The sequence below is a fragment of the Agrobacterium tumefaciens genome (assembly GCA_025559845.1).
Taxonomy (GTDB): Bacteria; Pseudomonadota; Alphaproteobacteria; order Rhizobiales; family Rhizobiaceae; genus Agrobacterium.
The window spans coordinates 2,094,538-2,111,644 of the sequence record CP048470.1; the positions used below are offsets into that span (position 1 = coordinate 2,094,538).

The following is a 17,107-nucleotide window of genomic DNA, read 5'->3' on the forward strand; positions in this document are numbered from 1 at the left end:
GGAGATAAGAGATGTTTTATAATAATCGAAAAGCTGCCGCTCTATTGGCCGGTGTTGCCACCGTGCTTGTTTCCAGCACTGTAATGGCTGCAGACCTCGCCATACCGGGCGTCGCGCCGACGGCGGAGGAAGCTATTGAGTCAGCAAAGAGCCCCTGGATGTTGCGTGTGCGCGGACTGGGCGTCATTACCCATGACAGCGGCAGCGTCGATGGTGTTCCAGGGGCTGGGCTGTCCTATTCGGATACGGTCATTCCGGAGCTTGATGTAAGCTATTTCTTCACCGACAATATTGCAGCCGAACTCATTCTTGGGACCACCTACGCCAAAATAAACGGGGAGGGAGTGCTAGCAGGTACACCCGTCGGAAAGACGTGGCTCCTGCCGCCAACGGTCACACTACAATATCATTTCACCAATTTCGGCGCGTTCAAACCTTACGTCGGTGCCGGGATCAATTACTCTCTGTTCTATAACCAGTCCGAACAGCCCGGGTTCAGCAACCTCGATGTCAAAAACAAGTTCGCACCAGCTTTACAGGTCGGTTTCGACTACATGCTCGATGAGCATTGGGGCGTGAACTTCGATGTGAAGAAGCTGTTCCTCAAGACAGATTGGACGGCGGAGCTGAACGGCACACCCGTCAGCGGCAAGGCAAAACTGGACCCGTGGCTGATTGGCGCGGGTATTACCTACCGCTTCTGACGGATAAAGCGTCTTTGACGCCGATCATGTCATGTTGTATACGGACGGCCACGGGTGAGAGCCCCGGCCGTCCGCAGGCGTCCTCGCCATGGTGAAGCTCTTCATTCAAACTCGGTCATCCCATGTTTTGCATGTCACCGGTGGCAACGCGGGCCCCCTTCGAAAATCTGGCATGCAGTTGATGGAGAACCGTAATGAACGTTTCCAAACCACTTCCTGCGCTTGAAGGCCTGAAAGAACAAGCAAGGAGGCTGCGCGCGGCGCTTGAAGGGCAGGGTCAGACAATTTCCCACTCGAAGGCGCTGGAACTGATTGCCGCTCAATATGGCTTTCGCGACTGGAACACCCTTCACGCGACAGCCGGCAATCGCCCTGCCTTCAATCCCTACATTTTGGGATCGCGCGTGGAAGGACACTATCTAGGCAGGCCGTTCGTGGCGTCGGTACTGGGAGTGCAGTCGCTCGGTGGCGATCCCGAACGTTATCGACTAACGTTACATTTCGACGATCCGGTCGATGTGGTGAGTTTCGAAAGCTTCTCTGCTTATCGCCAGCGCGTGCATTGTAATGTCGATGCCTCTGGTAGAACCCTTGAAAAAACTTCCAATGGCCGTCCACAGCTTGAACTGGTCTGGTAACAGGCGTTCGTACTCTTATGCTCGGCTTTTGAGCCGAGCATATGTTCCTAGGCTTGCTCTTGTGGTTAGGAGAAGGGAGAGTTTGCCCTTCAGAAAGTACCAGTAAAGCGAGAGGTCACGGCAGAGCCTCTATAGGAAAGTTCTTCATCTTCCTCGCCGTGCAGCAAACGGTCGAATTCAAACTCCAGCTTGCTGCTTTTTCCGGTTTCGAGCGACAGAGTCGCCACAAGGCGCCGTTCGTTGACGTCGTAATCGTAATAGATCCAGTCTTTGTGGACCTGGCGCAAGGCAAGATCGAAGCCGACTTTTTCTGTGAGCTTGCTTTTCATCACGAACTGCCAGCGACGATGGAATTCGCCAATCGGATCGTCCGGGTCGAACAAAGCATAATCTTGCGAAAAGCCAACGCCAAAAGCCAGGCGGTCATTTGCTTTCCATTCCGCTTCTGCTCGCAGATATGGGCGCGTATGTTTGATCGCGTCGCTGATCTCATCTCCTTCAATTGTCGTCAGTCCGCCTTCTGCAAGGATCGCAAGACGATCTGCAAGTTTATAGCCATAGGCTAGTGAGCCACGCAGAGTGCTGGCCTCGAACCGTTCATATTTTTCCTGCTGACCTTGCGGCACGATGATACGATCGTAGGCAACGGTCACGCCTCCTTCGCCTCCTGCCAGCGGGCGGATATGTTCCGCCTTCAAGGACAGAAGCGCTTCGTTCGCCTCCAGGCGAGTGGGCATGAAATAGGCCGGTCTGAAACGCGCAGTGCCTTTCATCAGGCTGGTGATCCCGGCTGTCAGCGTATTTTTTCCGCCAAAAACCAGTAATCCGACGCTCGACGTGGCTTCCAGCTTGTGATCCAGTTGTCGATAGCCGATATCCTGCTCTGGCAGATGCAGAAAGATGTCGCCCGCATCACTGCGCGTGCCGCGAAGCTCCAGGGCCCATTCCAGTTTTTCCGTCAACCGCTTGGTAAGTCCCAACGTTACAGTGCTGTTGTGTTCATTGGCAAAGCTGTAGCGGGGGACGCGGACCTCTTCATGATCAAGCGAATATTTTAGTTCTGCGCCTTCCAGGTCGATCTTACCATTCATGCCCAAGCCCGCCCGCAGAGAAATTGCCTTCAGGCCGTTGGTGTCGCCAAAATAGTTCGTATCGTAGGTGGCGCCGCTCGCATAGGTAAACTCCGGGCCTTCACCGTGCGCAGCAGATGCGACGGCAAGGCCGAGAGCAAATGTTACATATCCCCCCAGTCGCATCTGTATCTCCGGTCGCTAATTGAGAAATATCTTATATTTAGATGGTTAATAAAGTGCTCGACGTTGCATTGGTCTTGTATTGCGCCCGCAATGCGTCATTGGGCGTAAGGAAATAGTCTTATGTTTTGTGGAGCTGAGTAAAAAACTATTAAAATTGCAAGTATTAGTGTTAATCGTTTATTGTAATATTAGGCGTTGCTTGAATTAGCGCTCTCTAAATATACAGTCAAATCACGCCAGACGGCGTTGATCAAACTCAAGAGGAGAGAGAAATGATTGTTAAGTTTGCTTGTGTTGCTGCCGCTCTTACTGTCGCTTCCGTTGGCCAGGCCCAGGCCGGCGGCCTTCTGGGTGTTCTGTCCGGAAACAGCAACAAGAACAGTGCGCTCATCGTTGTGTCGCCGAGCATCGATCTCGGTGTGAACGGTATCCTGTCCAACAACGGGATTTTGAACGGCAACAAGACCGGCATCCTCAATGGTGTCCTGAACGGCAACAAGACCTCCGTCGATGTCATTGACAACAAGGACAACGGCCGGAAGAAGAACCGCCACTAAGAAGCGGTAAAACAACGAAAACTGAGGGAAGGCTGACGCCCCCTTGAGGGTGGTGACAAATTCCGGGTCGCTCCATAGGCCGCAGGAATGAACCCGCGCCCGTTCCCCCCCGTATTCTGCCGAGGGGCCAGCACGATCATGTCCCTGATCGCAATAACATTTTGGCCCGCGCAACCGCGCGGTTGCTGGATGCCGGATCAACCATGGGCCTGACCCGCGGACCGGTGTAAAGGGCAGGGCCTGTCCTGTCATCACTCTCAAGGGGGCTTCGGCCCCCTTCTTTCTTTGGGGGAGGCCTGCTCTTGCTGATTGTCGAACGATGCCCGCAGGCTTGAATAATACATGATTATGATGTGAAGGTGCGTCATCACGCTGCAACCTTCAGTCGATTCCCATGAATGAGAGAAAGGTTATGCCTGACGGCTTTGATCGTCAGGCCTACATGATTGCGTTGCTGGTCTTTGTTGCTGGCGGCACAAACGCGACTATCGTTCCTCTCATCGGTTTCTATATTATTCAGGTGCTCGGGCATCCTCCCGCGACAGTTGGTCTCTACAGCGTTGTGGCAATGATCGCGTCGATCGCCGCCAGCCGTTTTTACGGTGAGCGGGTGGATGCCGGTATCAGAATACGCCCGCTTCTACTTGTCTCCATTACCGGCGCGATGCTTGCGGCTGTTGCTGCGATCTTCGGGCACCTTTTGCTTCTTGTCGCTGTCACGGCGCCTTCTATGGGACTTGCCAATGCCGCGACGACGCTCGTGTTTAGCTATGGTCGCTATCACGGCCGGCTCAAAGCTCTTGATGCAGGCGCTTACAACGCCTTCTTGCGGATGATGGTGTCGCTGGCCTGGATGCTGTTTCCGGCCATCGCTTATCTGATCGTCGACGTTGCAGGTGCGAAAGCCGTGTTCATCAATGCCATCGTCATGGCGACGATCTGGGGCGGACTGGCGCTGGCGTTCATTCCACACGATCAGACCTGTCCAATGGACCGGCAAAACGATGCCGATGACGGCGGTGGCCGAAACATGCCGTTGCTTCTGGCTGCGGCGGCGAACTTGTGCATGTCCTTTGCCCATTCTCTTTGCGCTTCTGCCTTGCCAATCTTCCTGGTGCGCGAGGTCGGGCTCCCGGACTACGCGCCTGGCTTGTCTCTCAGTGTGAAGTGCGCGATGGAGGTTTTGCTTATTCTGCTGGCGCCAAGGATCATGCGCTTGGTAAGCGTTCGCGTCATACTCGCTGGTGCCGGTGTCGTGGCAATCATTGCATTTAACGTCATTGCCTCAGTACAGACATTGCCGGCAATGATATTTGGCGCGGCCATGGAGGGTGCCTATTACGGTCTTTTCGCAGGTACGTCTCTGACGTTCATTCAGGGATTTGCGCGTGGTCGAATGGCGCGGGCAACGGCGCTCTATATGAACTCGATTTTTTTGGCAAGCCTTTTCGCAGTGCCCCTGATGGGGATCATTGCACAATATGCAAGCTTCGGCGTCGCAATCCGACTTGCTTCTTTGGGCGCTGCTTCGGCTCTGCTCATGCTTTTCCTGACCAGACGTCAGACGAGCACCTAGCAGCCCGCTTGATAAAAACGTCTCAGGCGGAAAAGATATTTTTTCCAGAAGGTTGTGGAAACGTTTTGATGTGCGGCCGGGCTTTTTTAGCCCGGCAGTTTACGCCGAAATATCGATGACACCGCAGTCACCAGCTTCAGAGGCGAAGGAAAGAAGCTTGCCTGTGGCGCTCCAGTCCATCGAGGTGATCGCCCCCTTGCCTGGGCGACGAAGCAGCGCTTCCTTGCCGTCAGCAACACGTACGCCAAGGATCATGCCATCGATAAACCCGATGGCGAGCACTTCTTCCGCCGGGTGAAAGGCGACCGTGGTGACCATGATGTTGGCGCGCGTGCCGAGTTCCAGAGGTGCTTTGCCCATCGGACCGTCTTTGCCGGAAAAGGGCCAGACGATTGCGGCTGGCGCACCTGATGAGGCAAGCCACTTACCCTTTGGCGACCAGGACACCGATTTGACCTTTGAAGGGTAACCGGTCATGCGCATGTGGCGAGCTTCCATGCCGCCCTTGGTGGCTTCCATCTTCCAGCCATGCAGGGCATTTTCCTGCATAGTGGTGACGAGAAATTTTCCATCCGGAGAGAAAGTCACGCCGGTATGCGCACCCTTCCACTCGAGATCAACGGGGTCTCCTGCCGTTGCCACCCAGTGTAGTGTCACGCCATTATACCGAGCAACGGCAATGCGCATCCCCTTCGGGGCGAAGGCTATGGCTTCGACAGTGCGCTCTTCCTTGAATTCTTTGACCGTACCATCCGACAGACGTACGAAACTCGACTTTCCGACACCATATGCGACCGCTTTCTGGGGACCGCCAGCGATCACGCTGATCCACTTGCGCGGAACATTTGCCAATTCACTGAGGGAACCGTCGTGGCCGATACGCAGAACGCGTCCATCTTCACCGCCTGAAAGCAGGGTGGCACTGTAGGGATCGCGAATGCATGTCAGAAGACCCTGATGTGCCTCCGTAACCTTTTCGCCGCCATCCAACCGGTGGATGGTCCCTGCAGCGGTGGCGAAGAGAGGAATGTCGCCGAGAAAATGGGTCGAGACCACATGGCCTTCGATATCAAGCGGGGCAACAGTCGGCATCGATGATCGGTCTTTCATGTGTTAAGTGGAGGCCTCCGCGGCCCCGGGATTGCTGGCACAGTTCTATGTCGGTTAGCGCTTGCAGTCGACCCGTTTAATGTCTTCGATCATTTCTGTGTTGAGTTTGGACCCAATGAAATCAAATAAATGACTGAAAACATTTTTGGATAAAAGCAGGCGTTGACGATGCCGCCCCAGGCACAAGCGAGGGGCAGCAAAGGTAGAATTAGGCCGTCACTTCGCAGGCGCGGAAGCTCTTTTCCAGCTTTTCGCGATCGAGATTACGTCCAATGAAGACAAGCCGCGTCTCACGCTTTTCGCTTTCCTTCCATGGGCGCTGATGGTCACCTTCGATGATCATATGAACACCCTGCACGACGTAGCGTTCGGCATCACCCTTGAAAGCAATAATGCCCTTCAGGCGCAGGATGTTCGGACCATCGGTTTGGGTCACTTTTTGAATCCAGGGGAAAAAGCGTTCTGGATTCATCTCGCCGCCTCGCAGCGAGATGGACTGCACCGTGACGTCATGGATTGGCGAGACCGCACCATGGTGATGATGGTGGTGATCATGCCCATGATCGTGACCGTGGTCATGATGGTGATGATCATGGTCGTGATCGTGATGATGGTCGCAGTCCGGACCGCAGACATGATCGTCATGGCCATGTTCGAGGAAATGCGGGTCGTTTTCGAGCGCACGTTCCAGATTAAAGGCGCCCTGGTTCAGAACGCGGGCAAGATCAACGCCGGAGCGCGTGGTCTTGTAAATGCGGGCTGACGGATTGATGGCGCGCACGATATCCTCGATGCGAGCAATCTCTTCTGGCGTCACGAGGTCGGTCTTGTTGATGACAACCACGTCGGCAAAGGCAATCTGATCCTCTGCTTCGCGACTATCCTTCAGACGCAGTGGCAAGTGCTTTGCGTCCACCAGCGCGACAACAGCGTCCAGTTCTGTCTTGGCCCGCACATCGTCATCCATGAAGAAGGTCTGCGCAACGGGAACCGGATCGGCAAGCCCGGTTGTTTCCACGATGATGCCGTCAAAACGGCCGGGACGGCGCATCAGGCCCTCTACAACACGGATCAAGTCGCCACGAACCGTGCAGCAGACGCAACCGTTGTTCATTTCATAAATTTCTTCATCGGACTCAACGATCAGGTCGTTGTCGATGCCGATCTCGCCGAACTCATTGACGATAACAGCATATTTCTTTCCGTGGTTTTCGGAGAGGATGCGGTTGAGAAGTGTCGTCTTGCCTGCGCCGAGATATCCCGTCAGCACTGTAACTGGAATGGGCTTGGCTGTTGCTGTTTCGGTCATGGAAACCTCGCGTCAAAACAGGCCCGGAGATGCCGGGCGGAAAGTGTTGCCGTCCATATAGGCGCGTCATCGGAGCAGTTCAAAGAGATTCTGATGAAGTTTTTCAAATCCTGTTATGAAATAACGTTATATCAAAAGCGTGGACGTCTTCGAGGAGCGCGGTAAGTCCTCCGACAGCATGGGAAATCAGGCTTTCCCCTTTTTGTGCGGTGGCTGCTGCGGCGTTTCCCGCAACGCCGTCGTCGTTCAGGTCCCGCATCATCCAGCCAAACGCGTGCGGCCCGTAGGCGCGAAGATGCTTGAAATCTCTCGAAAAGTCAGCCTGGCGAGATGCGAAGGCGCGGGCCTTCGACATGTCCACTTTGTCGGGGTGGAGCGCCAGCATTACGGAGGTTTCGATGTCGCCACCATGAATGTCGAACGCCTTGTCTTCAGGTGTGATGGTATCTGGCGGCACACCGAAGCGCGTCCAGCTTGTTGCCACGGCCAACATGCCGAAACGCACACGAGCTTCTGTCGCCACGATGGTCATGAGCGGCGAGTTACCACCATGGGCATTCAGCATGACGAACTTGCGAACACCCTTGTCGTATTCCGATTTGACAATCGTGAGCCAGCGCTCGACTGCCTCGTCATAACGCAGTGTTTTTGTACCCGGAACGTCCATGTGTTCCACGGAATAGCCCACCGGTTCCACCGGCAGAAACGAGGCCGGGAAATTTAGGGGCAAGTTTGCTTTCAGGCGCGCAACAATACCTTCTGCAATCAGGGTGTCTGTTTCAAACGGCAGATGCGGACCGTGCTGCTCGTGCGCGCCGAGTGGAAGAACTGATATCGCTGATGTTGCGGGAAGATGCCGGTCTGTTACGTTTTCGTCGTGATATTGCGTGTATGAGTTTGGCATCTGGCGATCCGCGCGTGCATTCGTTAAGGATTTCCAGCAACATATATCGGTTCCGCCATTCGACAAAAGGCATCTCCGGCATGAGCAAGGACAAAAGCGGCCAGAAAGACAAGAGCGCCAAGAAGGACAAGGGCAGCAAAAAGTCTCGTGATGGCAAAAAGAAAGACGAACACTTCAATCCGGAAGAACTCGCGCAATCCATTACGCAAGCGGCGCGCTCCATGCGCACGGCATTGAGCCATAGCCTTTCCGAAAGCGGGCTCTATGCGGGACAGGACGGCGTGATTCTCGCGCTTGCTCAGGAAGGGAGCCTAACTCCGGGACAGATTGCGCAGAAGCTTGGCGTGAAGGCTCCGACCATGACACGTACGATTGGCCGCATGGAGGCGCAGGGCTTTGTCGAGCGCAGTGGCGACGACGGTGACGGCCGCGTAACTTTGGTGAAGCTGACGGAAAACGGCCTGAAAAGCGTGGAGCATATCAACGCGTCCATTGCGTTGTGTGGTGCAAAGGCAGTCGAGGGGCTTTCTGGCAAGGAAATTAAAGCCATCGTCAAGCTCATGCGGACAATCGATGCCAATCTCCAGACCGCTGACGAAGCAAAGTCTCGCGATTGAAATTTTAAATTACAATTATTTGCTGGCGGCTTTTTTCTTAAACAGGTTGCGGCTTTTGTTTAAATTGTTTAATCACGATTTAAATCGGTAACATCCGTGGCCGACGTCTGATGGGAGGGGTGCCGTGGCCCAAAAGGTCAAACTGTCGACGATTGCCGAAAGTCTAGGTCTTTCGACTGCAACCATTTCTCTTGCTCTCCGCGACAGTCCGCTGGTCGCCTCCGATACGCGGGAAAAGATCAAGGAGCAGGCGAGGGCGCTCGGATATATCTATAACCGGCGCGCCGCCAGCCTCCGGACATCGCGGTCCGGTATCGTCGGTGTCGTCTTCCATGATGTGATGAACCCGTTCTATGGCGAAATCCTGAAAGCCATCGAAAGCGAACTGGATCGCAGCCGCCAGACCTTCATTCTTTCCAACCATTACGACTCGGTCGAAAAGCAGCGGACATTCATTGAGACGCTGCTACAGCTTGGCTCTGACGGCATCATCATGTCGCCTGCTATTGGCACGCCAATCGAGGATATGACGCTGGCCGAGGAGAACGGCATGCCGGCCATCCTCGTCGCTCGTTCTATGGAAGGCGTGGACATGCCGACCTACCGCGGTGACGACAGCTACGGTATCTCGTTGGCCACCAACCACCTGATCAGCCTTGGCCATCGCGTTATAGCCATGGTGGGTGGTACCGATCAGACCTCCACCGGTCGCGATCGTTATCAGGGTTACGTCAATGCGTTGCGCAAGGCAGGCATAGAGGTCGATCCGAACCTTCGTATTCCGGGTCCGCGCTCCAAGCAGGGCGGGTTTGAGGCGGCGCTCAACTTTCTGTCCCTGCCGCAGAAGCCAACAGCTGCCGTTTGCTGGAACGATCTGGTCGCGATTGGTCTCATGAACGGTATTTCCCGTGCCGGACTTGTGCCCGGTGTCGACGTTTCGGTTACGGGGTACGACGACCTTGAGGAGGCGGCCATTGCGACGCCGGCATTGACCACCGTGTCCAACGGTCAGGCCGAAGTGGGACGCCTGGCAGCGCGTGCATTGCTCGACAGGCTGGCAGGCAGCCATGAACCCGATGGTGTCCATCTCATCAAGCCTGAGATGCGCATTCGTCAGTCCACAGGGCCGGTTCGCCCGCGCACGTGAAATCCTATCCCTGCTATCTGTCTTTCTCTTTGATGTTAAATGGCGTGAAAAACGCTGTTTAACCCATTGGATTTTCGTATGGACCTTTTCATTGCCGCCAAGCTTTGAAAAGATCACTGACGATATCTTTGGAATCAGGAGGAATATCAGGACATGTCAGAAAAGAAGGCCGTCGTTCTCGTTCCGGGCAAGATCAATCCGCGCGTTCTTGAGCGCCTCAACGGCAATGTCGAGATTATTGCCGTGCCTGCGGGGGCTGATCCGGTGTTGCCGGAGGGTGCGGCCGACCGCGTGAACGCAGTTGCGGTTTCGGGTGTGGTCAATGCAAAATGGATCGATGCTCTGCCGAAGCTTGAGATCATCGCCAATTTCGGGGTCGGTTACGATGGCGTTGACGCCAAACACGCGGCCAAGCGAGGCATTGTTGTAACCAACACACCCGATGTGTTGAACGATGAGGTAGCGGATACGACGATTGCGCTGCTGATCAATACTGTGCGTCGTCTCTACCAGGCTGAAACATGGCTGCGCGATGGAAAGTGGGTTGGTGAGGGGCCATTTGCGCTGTCACCTTTCTCGCTGAGAGGCCGCAAGGTTGGTTTGTTTGGCATGGGGCGCATCGGTCAGGAAATCGCCAAGCGCCTTGAGCCCTTCAAGGTGGAGATCGGGTATCACACACGCAGCAAACGTGATGGCCTTTCCTACACCTATTATGGTTCGCTGAAGGAAATGGCCGAAACGGTCGATATTCTGATCTGCATCGTGCCGGGCACGCCTGAAACCCATAAGGCAATCAATGCCGATATTCTGAAGGCTCTCGGCCCACAGGGTGTCTTCGTGAACGTTGGACGCGGCTCCAGCGTCGATGAGGATGCGCTGTTGAAGGCGTTGCAGGACGGGACGCTTGGTGCTGCAGGTCTGGATGTGTTTTACGCAGAGCCAAAGGTGCCGGACGCATTCCTGTCGCTGCCGAATGTTTCACTTCTGCCACATGTTGCTTCGGCATCGATACCAACGCGCAACGCAATGGCCGATCTTGTGGTCGACAACATTCTCGGCTGGTTCAAGGATGGCAAAGTGCTGACGCCGGTGCCGGAAACGCCTGTCAAAGCCTGAGGTTCGTGCCAAAAGTCTTGCACCCCGGCATTGAGTCGGGGTGCATTGCAATCATGTGACCTTGAGCAGACGGGATGCTCTCACTTTACGCACGTGCCGTGAGACTGACGCTGGTTTGGCTTGCCAGTCGACTGAAATCAGGCCTTGCTGGCCTGGTACGTGCGTACCGCCTTGCCAAATGCCTCGAACAGCGCACGAGACGGGGCGTCAGTTTCAGCCCAATATTCCGGATGCCACTGCACGCCAACAGCAAAGCCTCGCGCATCGATAACGGAAACGGCCTCGATAGTGCCGTCCTCTGCCGTTGCTTCCACCTGCAGGCGCGGTGCGGTCTCAGCGATTGCCTGGCGATGCAGTGAGTTGATCTGGATTTCACCCGACATGCCGAGATGCTGCGCGATGCAGGAGCCCTCACGAACATGAACAGGCTGGCGGATGGCGAAAGAAACATCGCGATCTTCGTGCTCAGGTTTGCGGTGATCCCAGACGCCAGGCTGTTCCTGGATCTCTGAGGCAAGCGTGCCACCGAGTGCGACGTTCAATTCCTGTATTCCGCGACAGATGGCGAGCATTGGTATGCCGCGTTCGATAGCGCGCTGGATAAGCGGCAGACTGGTAGCATCGCGGGCCGGATCGAACGGACCATCACCCTCCGTTGCATCCTTGCCGTAAAGCGACGGATGAACGTTGGTGGCCGAACCCGAAACCAGCAATCCGTCGACGCGATCGAGAATGGCGTCGACATCGTTGCCGTCCTCGAAGGCCGGAATGATGAAAGACATGACGCCTGCCACCTTGAGTGCGGCAGAGACGTACTGGTTCTGCGCCGCATGCCAGTCGGCTCCGGTGAAGTGTCGGATATCGGCAGGAACAGCGATAATGGGTTTCGACATGATGGCTCCGGGAGGGAAATATTCTTGTCTTGTGCGACTGGCGAAGAGCCAAGTCAAGCTGCCCGACGGCCTACGCGGTTAAGATGTATTGGTCTAAAGTATAAGGGTTGTGGCCAATATTTTCGTTGCACATAAAATGTGACGTTGTCTGCCGGATATTTCTTCAAAAAGCGCGGTTTTTCTATGATTTATTCCCCGTGACACCGCTTGTCAGCCATGCGGCAGCGTGTACCATCAACCTAATGCCGAAGCAGCGAGGGGATTTAAACTGCCGGCAGGGTTCGTATCTGGGAGGATATAGATGGATCGCCGTTCCTTTATTAAAAAAGGTGCGCTTGCAGGAGCCGCGACGGCTCTGGCCGCGCCCGCAATTGCACAGCAGAATACCAAGATCACCTGGCGTTTGACGTCGTCGTTTCCAAAGTCGCTCGACACGATCTATGGCGGCGCAGAAGACATCGCGAAACATGTTGCTGCGGCAACGGACGGCAATTTCACGATCCAGACCTTTGCTGCAGGTGAGATCGTCCCCGGTTTGCAGGCTGCGGATGCGGTGTCATCCGGCACGGTGGAAATGTGCCATACCTGCTCATACTATTACGTCGGCAAGGACCCGACTTTCGCGATCGGTACGGCAATTCCGTTTGGTCTGAATGCCCGCCTGACGAACTCCTGGTTCTACGAAGGCAACGGCAACAAGCTCCTCAACGAGTTTTACGCCAAGCACAATCTCTACGGTATGATTTCCGGCAACACCGGCGCACAGATGGGTGGCTGGTTCCGAAAGGAAATCAATACGGTCGATGACTTCAAGGGCGTCAAGATGCGCATTGCTGGCCTGGCCGGCAAGGTGGTGGAAAAGCTCGGCGTCGTGCCACAGCAAATCGCTGGCGGTGATATCTATCCGGCGCTGGAAAAGGGCACGATCGATGCCGCCGAGTGGGTTGGTCCCTATGACGACTACAAGCTCGGTTTCTACAAGGTCGCGAAGTACTACTATTATCCTGCCTTCTGGGAGGGCGGCCCGGTCATTCATTCCTTCGTCAATCTCGACAAGTGGAACAGCCTGCCGAAGAACTACCAGACGGTGCTGCAGGATGCATGTGCCTTTGCCAACACCAATATGATGGCGAAATACGACGCCAAGAACCCGATTGCGGTCAAGCAACTCGTGGGCGAGGGTGCGGTTCTAAGACCATTCAGCCAGGAAATCCTCGAGGCCTGCTACAAGGCTGCACAGGAGGTCTATGCCAACATCTCGTCCTCCAATGCGGACTTCAAGAAAATCTACGAGGATCAGGTGGCCTTCAAGCGAGAGGGTTACCTCTGGATGCAGCTGTCGGAATATACGTTCGATACGTTCATGATGATCCAGCAGCGTAACGGCAAGCTTTGATTTCTCGGTAACGGCGGACCGAGCAAGAGCCCCGAAGATCAAGGTCTTCGGGGTTTTTGTTGTGCCCTGAACAGTGTTGCCCGTTTAGGACAGAAAAACGGCGGGGAATGCCCCCCGCCGTCTGCATGCATTGACTTGCTTAGTCAGGCAGTCTTTACGGTCCGATCTTCGGCGGCTGGCTAAGATCCGTTTGCGGGTTCTGTACCGGTTGTTGCGGCTGTGCGGGCACAGCCGGGCTCGGCTGCGGTCCGCCAAGGTTGAGCGGCGGCAAGCCGAGAGCTGGTGGTGCAGACGGTGCCGGCTGGCCGCCCGAAGGGCCGCCAAGGTTAAGTGGCGGAAGTCCCATTTGCGGCGCCTGCGGCGATGATCCACCACCCAGCGGCGGGAGGCTCAGTCCGCCCGGTCCACCCGGGATTTCGATTTTGACATCGTCAGGATTTACCGTTGGGTGGCCACTCTTGTAGACCATGACCAGGCCCGGAAATGCGATGACGACCAGGATCATTACGAACTGGATGACGATGTAAGGGAAAACGCCCTTGTATATCTCCATCGTCTTGACGCCTGGCATGGTTCGACCAGTCACCTTGTCGACCCAGTTGGAATTTGGGGCGATGGAGCGAAGGAAGAATAGCGAGAAGCCGAATGGAGGTGTCAAGAACGAGGTTTGCAGGTTGATGCCGAGAATGATCCCGAACCAGACAAGGTCAATGCCAAGCTTTTCCGCCACGGGCGCCAGCAGCGGCACCATGATGAAGGCAATTTCGAAGAAGTCCAGGAAGCAACCGAGGATGAAAATGATGATCGTGACGACAATCAGGAAGCCATACTCTCCGCCTGGCAGGGCAAGAAGCAGTTCTTCAATCCAGACGTTTCCGTTGATGCCGTAAAAAGTCAGGCCAAAGACGCGGGCACCGATGAGGATCATCATGACGAAGGCAGAAAGCTTCGTCGTGGCATCCAAAGCGTTCTTGATCGTCGCAATGGAAAGGCGGCCCTTAGCAAGAGCAAGGAGCAACGCGCCAGTCGCACCCATAGCTCCACCTTCAGTCGGGGTAGCAATGCCCAGGAAGATCGTTCCAAGCACCAGAAAAATCAGTGCCAGCGGTGGTACGAGAACAATGATGACCTGCTCGGCGAGGCGCGAGATCAGTTTGACATTTGTTGAGGCGTTGAAAAGTGCGACAAGGTAGACGGCAATCACCGCAAAGGCGAGGGCTGCCACAAGTTGCCATTCCGGGCTGGCGATGCCGGCGAACAACACGTGCATGCCGAGGAAATAAAGTGCGACCGAAATCGCGATCATCACCAGAAGGGAAGTGACACCATTGCCGAGTGTCCGCGCTTCAGGTGGAAGTGCAGGAACAAGCGCGGGTTTGAAGATCGAGATGGCGAAGATGTAAGCGCAATAGGTCGCCACGATCAAAAGGGCGGGGTAAAGTGCGCCGACATACATGTCGCCAACAGAACGGCCGAGCTGGTCAGCCATGACGATGAGCACCAGCGATGGAGGAACGATCTGCGCCAGAGTTCCCGAAGCCGCAATCGTGCCAGCGACGAGTGGACGATTATAGCCGTAACGCATCATGATTGGCAAAGATATCAGGCCCATTGCCATGACGGACGCTGCGACGACACCAGTTGTGGCGCCGAGCAAAGCGCCGACAAGAATGACCGCATAGGCAAGGCCGCCACGAATTGGGCCGAACAGCTGTCCGATGGTATCCAGAAGGTCTTCGGCCATGCGCGACCGTTCCAGGATGATACCCATGAAGGTAAAGAACGGGATCGACAGCAGTGTGTCGTTATACATGATCCCGTAGATGCGTTCTGGATGCGATTGTAGAAGCGGCCAGAAAAGCCTGATTTCCGGTGAAATCCACGACAGTTCCACGCCCAAAGCAAAATAGATGAGACCGCCTGCGGCCAGCGTGAAGGCAACGGGGTAGCCCAGCAGCAGCATGAGCATCACGCTGCTGAACATCACGAGCGGAAGATTGTGTGCAATAAGGTCAATCATGTCAGTTCCCCGCTGTACCCGTGGTTTCTGATTCAGCCGCGTCCTCACGCGGGTCTTCGATGTAGCCTGCGATCACAGCGTAACGCTTGATGATCTCAGAAAACGCCTGAAGCAGAAGCAGGGCGAACCCCAGGAGAACGACGAGCTTGGCCGGCCAGATGATCAGACCACCAGCATTGGAGGACATTTCGCCAGAGTTGAAGGACGTCCAGAACCATGGCCATGCCAGGTAGGTCATCAAAGCGGCAAAGGGGACGAGGAAGATAATGTGAAGCACGAAGTCCACGATGTCGCGGGTGCGTTTCGACCATGTGGAGGAGAGAACATCGATCCTGACATGTTCGTTTTTCAGAAGTGCATAGGCTGCGGCCATCATGAACACGGTGCCATAAAGGTACCATTGCACCTCAAGCCAGGCATTCGACGACACGTCGAATACTTTTCTGACAACCGCGTTTGTGGCGCTGATCAAAACAGCCGCAAGAAGCAGCCAAGACACAGATTTCCCAATGACCGTCGTGACCGTGTCAACAGCCCGACTGAATCCCAGTAAAAACTTCACTTTCCCCTCCTCAAGGACCAAATCCAGGGTCCGAAATGTCGCGCTCATCCTTTTGCGGCAATCTTGGCCTGTCGACGGTAAGCGCGGTATTTTTCTTGTTGCAGGTGCTTATTCAGTCGTTACCAAAAAAGCAATCTCAAGTGGCGGCCACACCTCCCAGACCACCACGTAAGCCATGCCTGCAAGGCATTATCGTGCACTGGTTTTCTGTTTCGCGCTACGGCATTGACCTGCTGCAATGCATTAAATTTTACTTTTCCACGGCCAATGAAACCCTTCTGCAGCCGAGGGCGGTGGATTGCACTTTTGCCGACGTTCGTGTTACCTCTGGTGCCGGAGAATTCGGCTGATCGGGGATCGCCGGGAGGGAGCGTCATTATCCGTTGGAGAAGGCGTTATCGAGGGAAATGGTAGAGGGAAAGAAACACATGAGCGAACACCACACGGGTCCTGTCGAAGTTGGCGCACCAATGGATTACGCGCAGCACGAAAAGACCTATTCCGGTTTTCTCGCGCTGACGAAGTACGGCACGATGCTGTTGTGTGTCCTGATGCTTGCCATGGTGGCGGGTTTCTTCACCACAGCAGGTTTCCTCGGTGGTCTGGTGGTCTTTCTCGTGCTTTCTGTCGCTGGCTTCGTTCTGCTGCGTTGATAGCCAGTCGCGACCGTGACGCGCGCGCCTCTTAGAAGACGACGCGGTTGTCTTCCATGCGCAGGAGCTGTTTCATGCGATTGGTTGTGTTTCTCGTGGCCTTGTTTGCAATCTTGGCCCAAGCCGTACATGCACGTGATTTCTCTGAGGGGGAGCGTTCCGCTCTGAAAGATCGGGTCTCCCATTTTGAGGCCGCGCTGAAGGGGAATGACTTCGACACGGTCGGCGAGACGATACCGCCGAAAATCCTGGAATCCATCGCAGCGGGTGCAGGTGTAACCGTTCCGACGCTTCGTGGTGCCCTGAAAACGCAAATGCAGATGACGCTCGCATCTGTCAAACTCGTTGAGTTTGACATGGACACCGGCACTGCCCGATTCGAGCAGACAACGGACGGAACGCCTTATGCATTGATCCCGACAAGAACATTGATGGAAACGGATGGGCAAAAAATCGAGGCGAAGTCACACACACTCGCCCTGATCGAAGACGGCAACTGGTATCTGTTGCGCGTCACCGACCAACAGCAGGTGGCAATTTTACGCAAGGTCTATCCAGCTTTCGCAAGTGTCCAATTCCCGGAAGGGTCCGTAGAGCCCGTGAAGTAAATCGGCCCACGTGAATGACGCGTGGACCCCGATATCCTCTC

Annotated in this window: 18 protein-coding genes; 11 read left to right on the forward strand and 7 right to left on the reverse strand. The window is 55.2% G+C overall.

The annotated features are described in order from the left end of the window. The first annotated feature begins 11 nt into the window (after window positions 1-11). Window positions 12-704, forward strand: coding sequence for an OmpW family protein (locus tag FY156_25980; protein UXS04890.1), 693 nt, complete (start codon window positions 12-14; stop codon window positions 702-704). Between the two features lie 194 nt (window positions 705-898). Further along, the gene (locus FY156_25985) at window positions 899-1,342 is read left to right on the forward strand and encodes a hypothetical protein (GenBank protein UXS04891.1); all 444 of its coding nucleotides are present in this window, start codon (window positions 899-901) and stop codon (window positions 1,340-1,342) included. 89 nt (window positions 1,343-1,431) lie between these two features. On the opposite strand, the gene FY156_25990 is transcribed toward FY156_25985, so the two are convergent. Further along, entirely contained in the window at window positions 1,432-2,598 is a 1,167-nt protein-coding gene (locus FY156_25990) for a hypothetical protein (protein UXS04892.1), read from the reverse strand. 272 nt (window positions 2,599-2,870) lie between these two features. On the opposite strand from FY156_25990, the gene FY156_25995 reads away from it, so the two are divergent. Together FY156_25995 and FY156_26000 are read left to right on the forward strand one after the other, a co-directional pair. Continuing rightward, window positions 2,871-3,155 carry a hypothetical protein gene (locus FY156_25995; protein ID UXS04893.1) on the forward strand — a complete coding sequence of 95 codons (285 nt, stop codon included), beginning with the start codon at window positions 2,871-2,873 and terminating at the stop codon, window positions 3,153-3,155. 412 nt (window positions 3,156-3,567) lie between these two features. Continuing rightward, window positions 3,568-4,731, forward strand: coding sequence for an MFS transporter (locus FY156_26000; protein UXS04894.1), 1,164 nt, complete (start codon window positions 3,568-3,570; stop codon window positions 4,729-4,731). 99 nt (window positions 4,732-4,830) lie between these two features. Here the strand turns inward: FY156_26000 and FY156_26005 are convergent, their stop codons facing one another. The 3 genes from FY156_26005 to FY156_26015 all read right to left on the reverse strand — a co-directional run bounded on the left by FY156_26005 (window position 4,831) and on the right by FY156_26015 (window position 8,054). Next, entirely contained in the window at window positions 4,831-5,823 is a 993-nt protein-coding gene (locus FY156_26005) for a WD40 repeat domain-containing protein (protein UXS05256.1), read from the reverse strand. A 226-nt stretch (window positions 5,824-6,049) separates the two neighbouring features. Beyond that, window positions 6,050-7,150: a GTP-binding protein gene (locus tag FY156_26010; GenBank protein ID UXS04895.1), complete on the reverse strand. Its 1,101-nt coding sequence runs from the start codon at window positions 7,148-7,150 to the stop codon at window positions 6,050-6,052. Window positions 7,151-7,253: 103 nt separating this feature from the next. After that, window positions 7,254-8,054: a creatininase family protein gene (locus FY156_26015; protein UXS04896.1), complete on the reverse strand. Its 801-nt coding sequence runs from the start codon at window positions 8,052-8,054 to the stop codon at window positions 7,254-7,256. 80 nt (window positions 8,055-8,134) lie between these two features. On the opposite strand from FY156_26015, the gene FY156_26020 reads away from it, so the two are divergent. The 3 genes from FY156_26020 (at window position 8,135) to FY156_26030 (ending at window position 10,934) form a co-directional block, all read left to right on the forward strand. After that, the gene (locus FY156_26020) at window positions 8,135-8,671 is read left to right on the forward strand and encodes a MarR family transcriptional regulator (GenBank protein ID UXS04897.1); all 537 of its coding nucleotides are present in this window, start codon (window positions 8,135-8,137) and stop codon (window positions 8,669-8,671) included. A 124-nt stretch (window positions 8,672-8,795) separates the two neighbouring features. Continuing rightward, the gene (locus tag FY156_26025) at window positions 8,796-9,818 is read left to right on the forward strand and encodes a LacI family transcriptional regulator (GenBank protein UXS04898.1); all 1,023 of its coding nucleotides are present in this window, start codon (window positions 8,796-8,798) and stop codon (window positions 9,816-9,818) included. 153 nt (window positions 9,819-9,971) lie between these two features. Continuing rightward, the gene (locus FY156_26030; protein UXS04899.1) at window positions 9,972-10,934 is read left to right on the forward strand and encodes a 2-hydroxyacid dehydrogenase; all 963 of its coding nucleotides are present in this window, start codon (window positions 9,972-9,974) and stop codon (window positions 10,932-10,934) included. A gap of 137 nt (window positions 10,935-11,071) precedes the next feature. On the opposite strand, the gene FY156_26035 is transcribed toward FY156_26030, so the two are convergent. After that, on the reverse strand, window positions 11,072-11,827 hold the full coding sequence (locus FY156_26035; GenBank protein ID UXS04900.1) for a gamma-glutamyl-gamma-aminobutyrate hydrolase family protein: 756 nt from the start codon (window positions 11,825-11,827) through the stop codon (window positions 11,072-11,074). A gap of 301 nt (window positions 11,828-12,128) precedes the next feature. Between FY156_26035 and FY156_26040 the strand changes: the two genes are divergently transcribed. Next, entirely contained in the window at window positions 12,129-13,223 is a 1,095-nt protein-coding gene (locus FY156_26040; protein ID UXS04901.1) for a TRAP transporter substrate-binding protein, read from the forward strand. A 154-nt stretch (window positions 13,224-13,377) separates the two neighbouring features. Here FY156_26040 and FY156_26045 read toward each other — a convergent pair whose 3' ends face one another. Both FY156_26045 and FY156_26050 read right to left on the reverse strand, forming a co-directional pair. Then, on the reverse strand, window positions 13,378-15,243 hold the full coding sequence (locus tag FY156_26045) for a TRAP transporter large permease subunit (protein ID UXS04902.1): 1,866 nt from the start codon (window positions 15,241-15,243) through the stop codon (window positions 13,378-13,380). Window position 15,244: 1 nt separating this feature from the next. Beyond that, a complete protein-coding gene (locus FY156_26050) occupies window positions 15,245-15,742 on the reverse strand; it encodes a TRAP transporter small permease subunit (GenBank protein UXS05257.1) in 498 nt (165 codons plus the stop codon). 98 nt (window positions 15,743-15,840) lie between these two features. On the opposite strand from FY156_26050, the gene FY156_26055 reads away from it, so the two are divergent. The 3 genes from FY156_26055 (at window position 15,841) to FY156_26065 (ending at window position 17,066) form a co-directional block, all read left to right on the forward strand. Next, a complete protein-coding gene (locus FY156_26055) occupies window positions 15,841-16,155 on the forward strand; it encodes a hypothetical protein (protein ID UXS04903.1) in 315 nt (104 codons plus the stop codon). 78 nt (window positions 16,156-16,233) lie between these two features. Beyond that, entirely contained in the window at window positions 16,234-16,458 is a 225-nt protein-coding gene (locus FY156_26060; GenBank protein UXS04904.1) for an aa3-type cytochrome c oxidase subunit IV, read from the forward strand. A gap of 74 nt (window positions 16,459-16,532) precedes the next feature. Continuing rightward, window positions 16,533-17,066, forward strand: coding sequence for a hypothetical protein (locus FY156_26065; GenBank protein UXS04905.1), 534 nt, complete (start codon window positions 16,533-16,535; stop codon window positions 17,064-17,066). The last annotated feature ends 41 nt before the right edge of the window (window positions 17,067-17,107 follow it).

Bases quoted from the DNA above. Each gene is read 5' to 3' on its own strand.
- FY156_25980 (UXS04890.1), top strand. From the start codon at position 12: ATGTTTTATAATAATCGAAAAGCTGCCGCTCTATTGGCCGGTGTTGCC.
- FY156_25985 (UXS04891.1), top strand. From the start codon at position 899: ATGAACGTTTCCAAACCACTTCCTGCGCTTGAAGGCCTGAAAGAACAA.
- FY156_25990 (UXS04892.1), bottom strand. From the start codon at position 2,598: ATGCGACTGGGGGGATATGTAACATTTGCTCTCGGCCTTGCCGTCGCA.
- FY156_25995 (UXS04893.1), top strand. From the start codon at position 2,871: ATGATTGTTAAGTTTGCTTGTGTTGCTGCCGCTCTTACTGTCGCTTCC.
- FY156_26000 (UXS04894.1), top strand. From the start codon at position 3,568: ATGCCTGACGGCTTTGATCGTCAGGCCTACATGATTGCGTTGCTGGTC.
- FY156_26005 (UXS05256.1), bottom strand. From the start codon at position 5,823: ATGCCGACTGTTGCCCCGCTTGATATCGAAGGCCATGTGGTCTCGACC.
- FY156_26010 (UXS04895.1), bottom strand. From the start codon at position 7,150: ATGACCGAAACAGCAACAGCCAAGCCCATTCCAGTTACAGTGCTGACG.
- FY156_26015 (UXS04896.1), bottom strand. From the start codon at position 8,054: ATGCCAAACTCATACACGCAATATCACGACGAAAACGTAACAGACCGG.
- FY156_26020 (UXS04897.1), top strand. From the start codon at position 8,135: ATGAGCAAGGACAAAAGCGGCCAGAAAGACAAGAGCGCCAAGAAGGAC.
- FY156_26030 (UXS04899.1), top strand. From the start codon at position 9,972: ATGTCAGAAAAGAAGGCCGTCGTTCTCGTTCCGGGCAAGATCAATCCG.
- FY156_26035 (UXS04900.1), bottom strand. From the start codon at position 11,827: ATGTCGAAACCCATTATCGCTGTTCCTGCCGATATCCGACACTTCACC.
- FY156_26040 (UXS04901.1), top strand. From the start codon at position 12,129: ATGGATCGCCGTTCCTTTATTAAAAAAGGTGCGCTTGCAGGAGCCGCG.
- FY156_26045 (UXS04902.1), bottom strand. From the start codon at position 15,243: ATGATTGACCTTATTGCACACAATCTTCCGCTCGTGATGTTCAGCAGC.
- FY156_26055 (UXS04903.1), top strand. From the start codon at position 15,841: ATGTCGCGCTCATCCTTTTGCGGCAATCTTGGCCTGTCGACGGTAAGC.
- FY156_26060 (UXS04904.1), top strand. From the start codon at position 16,234: ATGAGCGAACACCACACGGGTCCTGTCGAAGTTGGCGCACCAATGGAT.
- FY156_26065 (UXS04905.1), top strand. From the start codon at position 16,533: ATGCGATTGGTTGTGTTTCTCGTGGCCTTGTTTGCAATCTTGGCCCAA.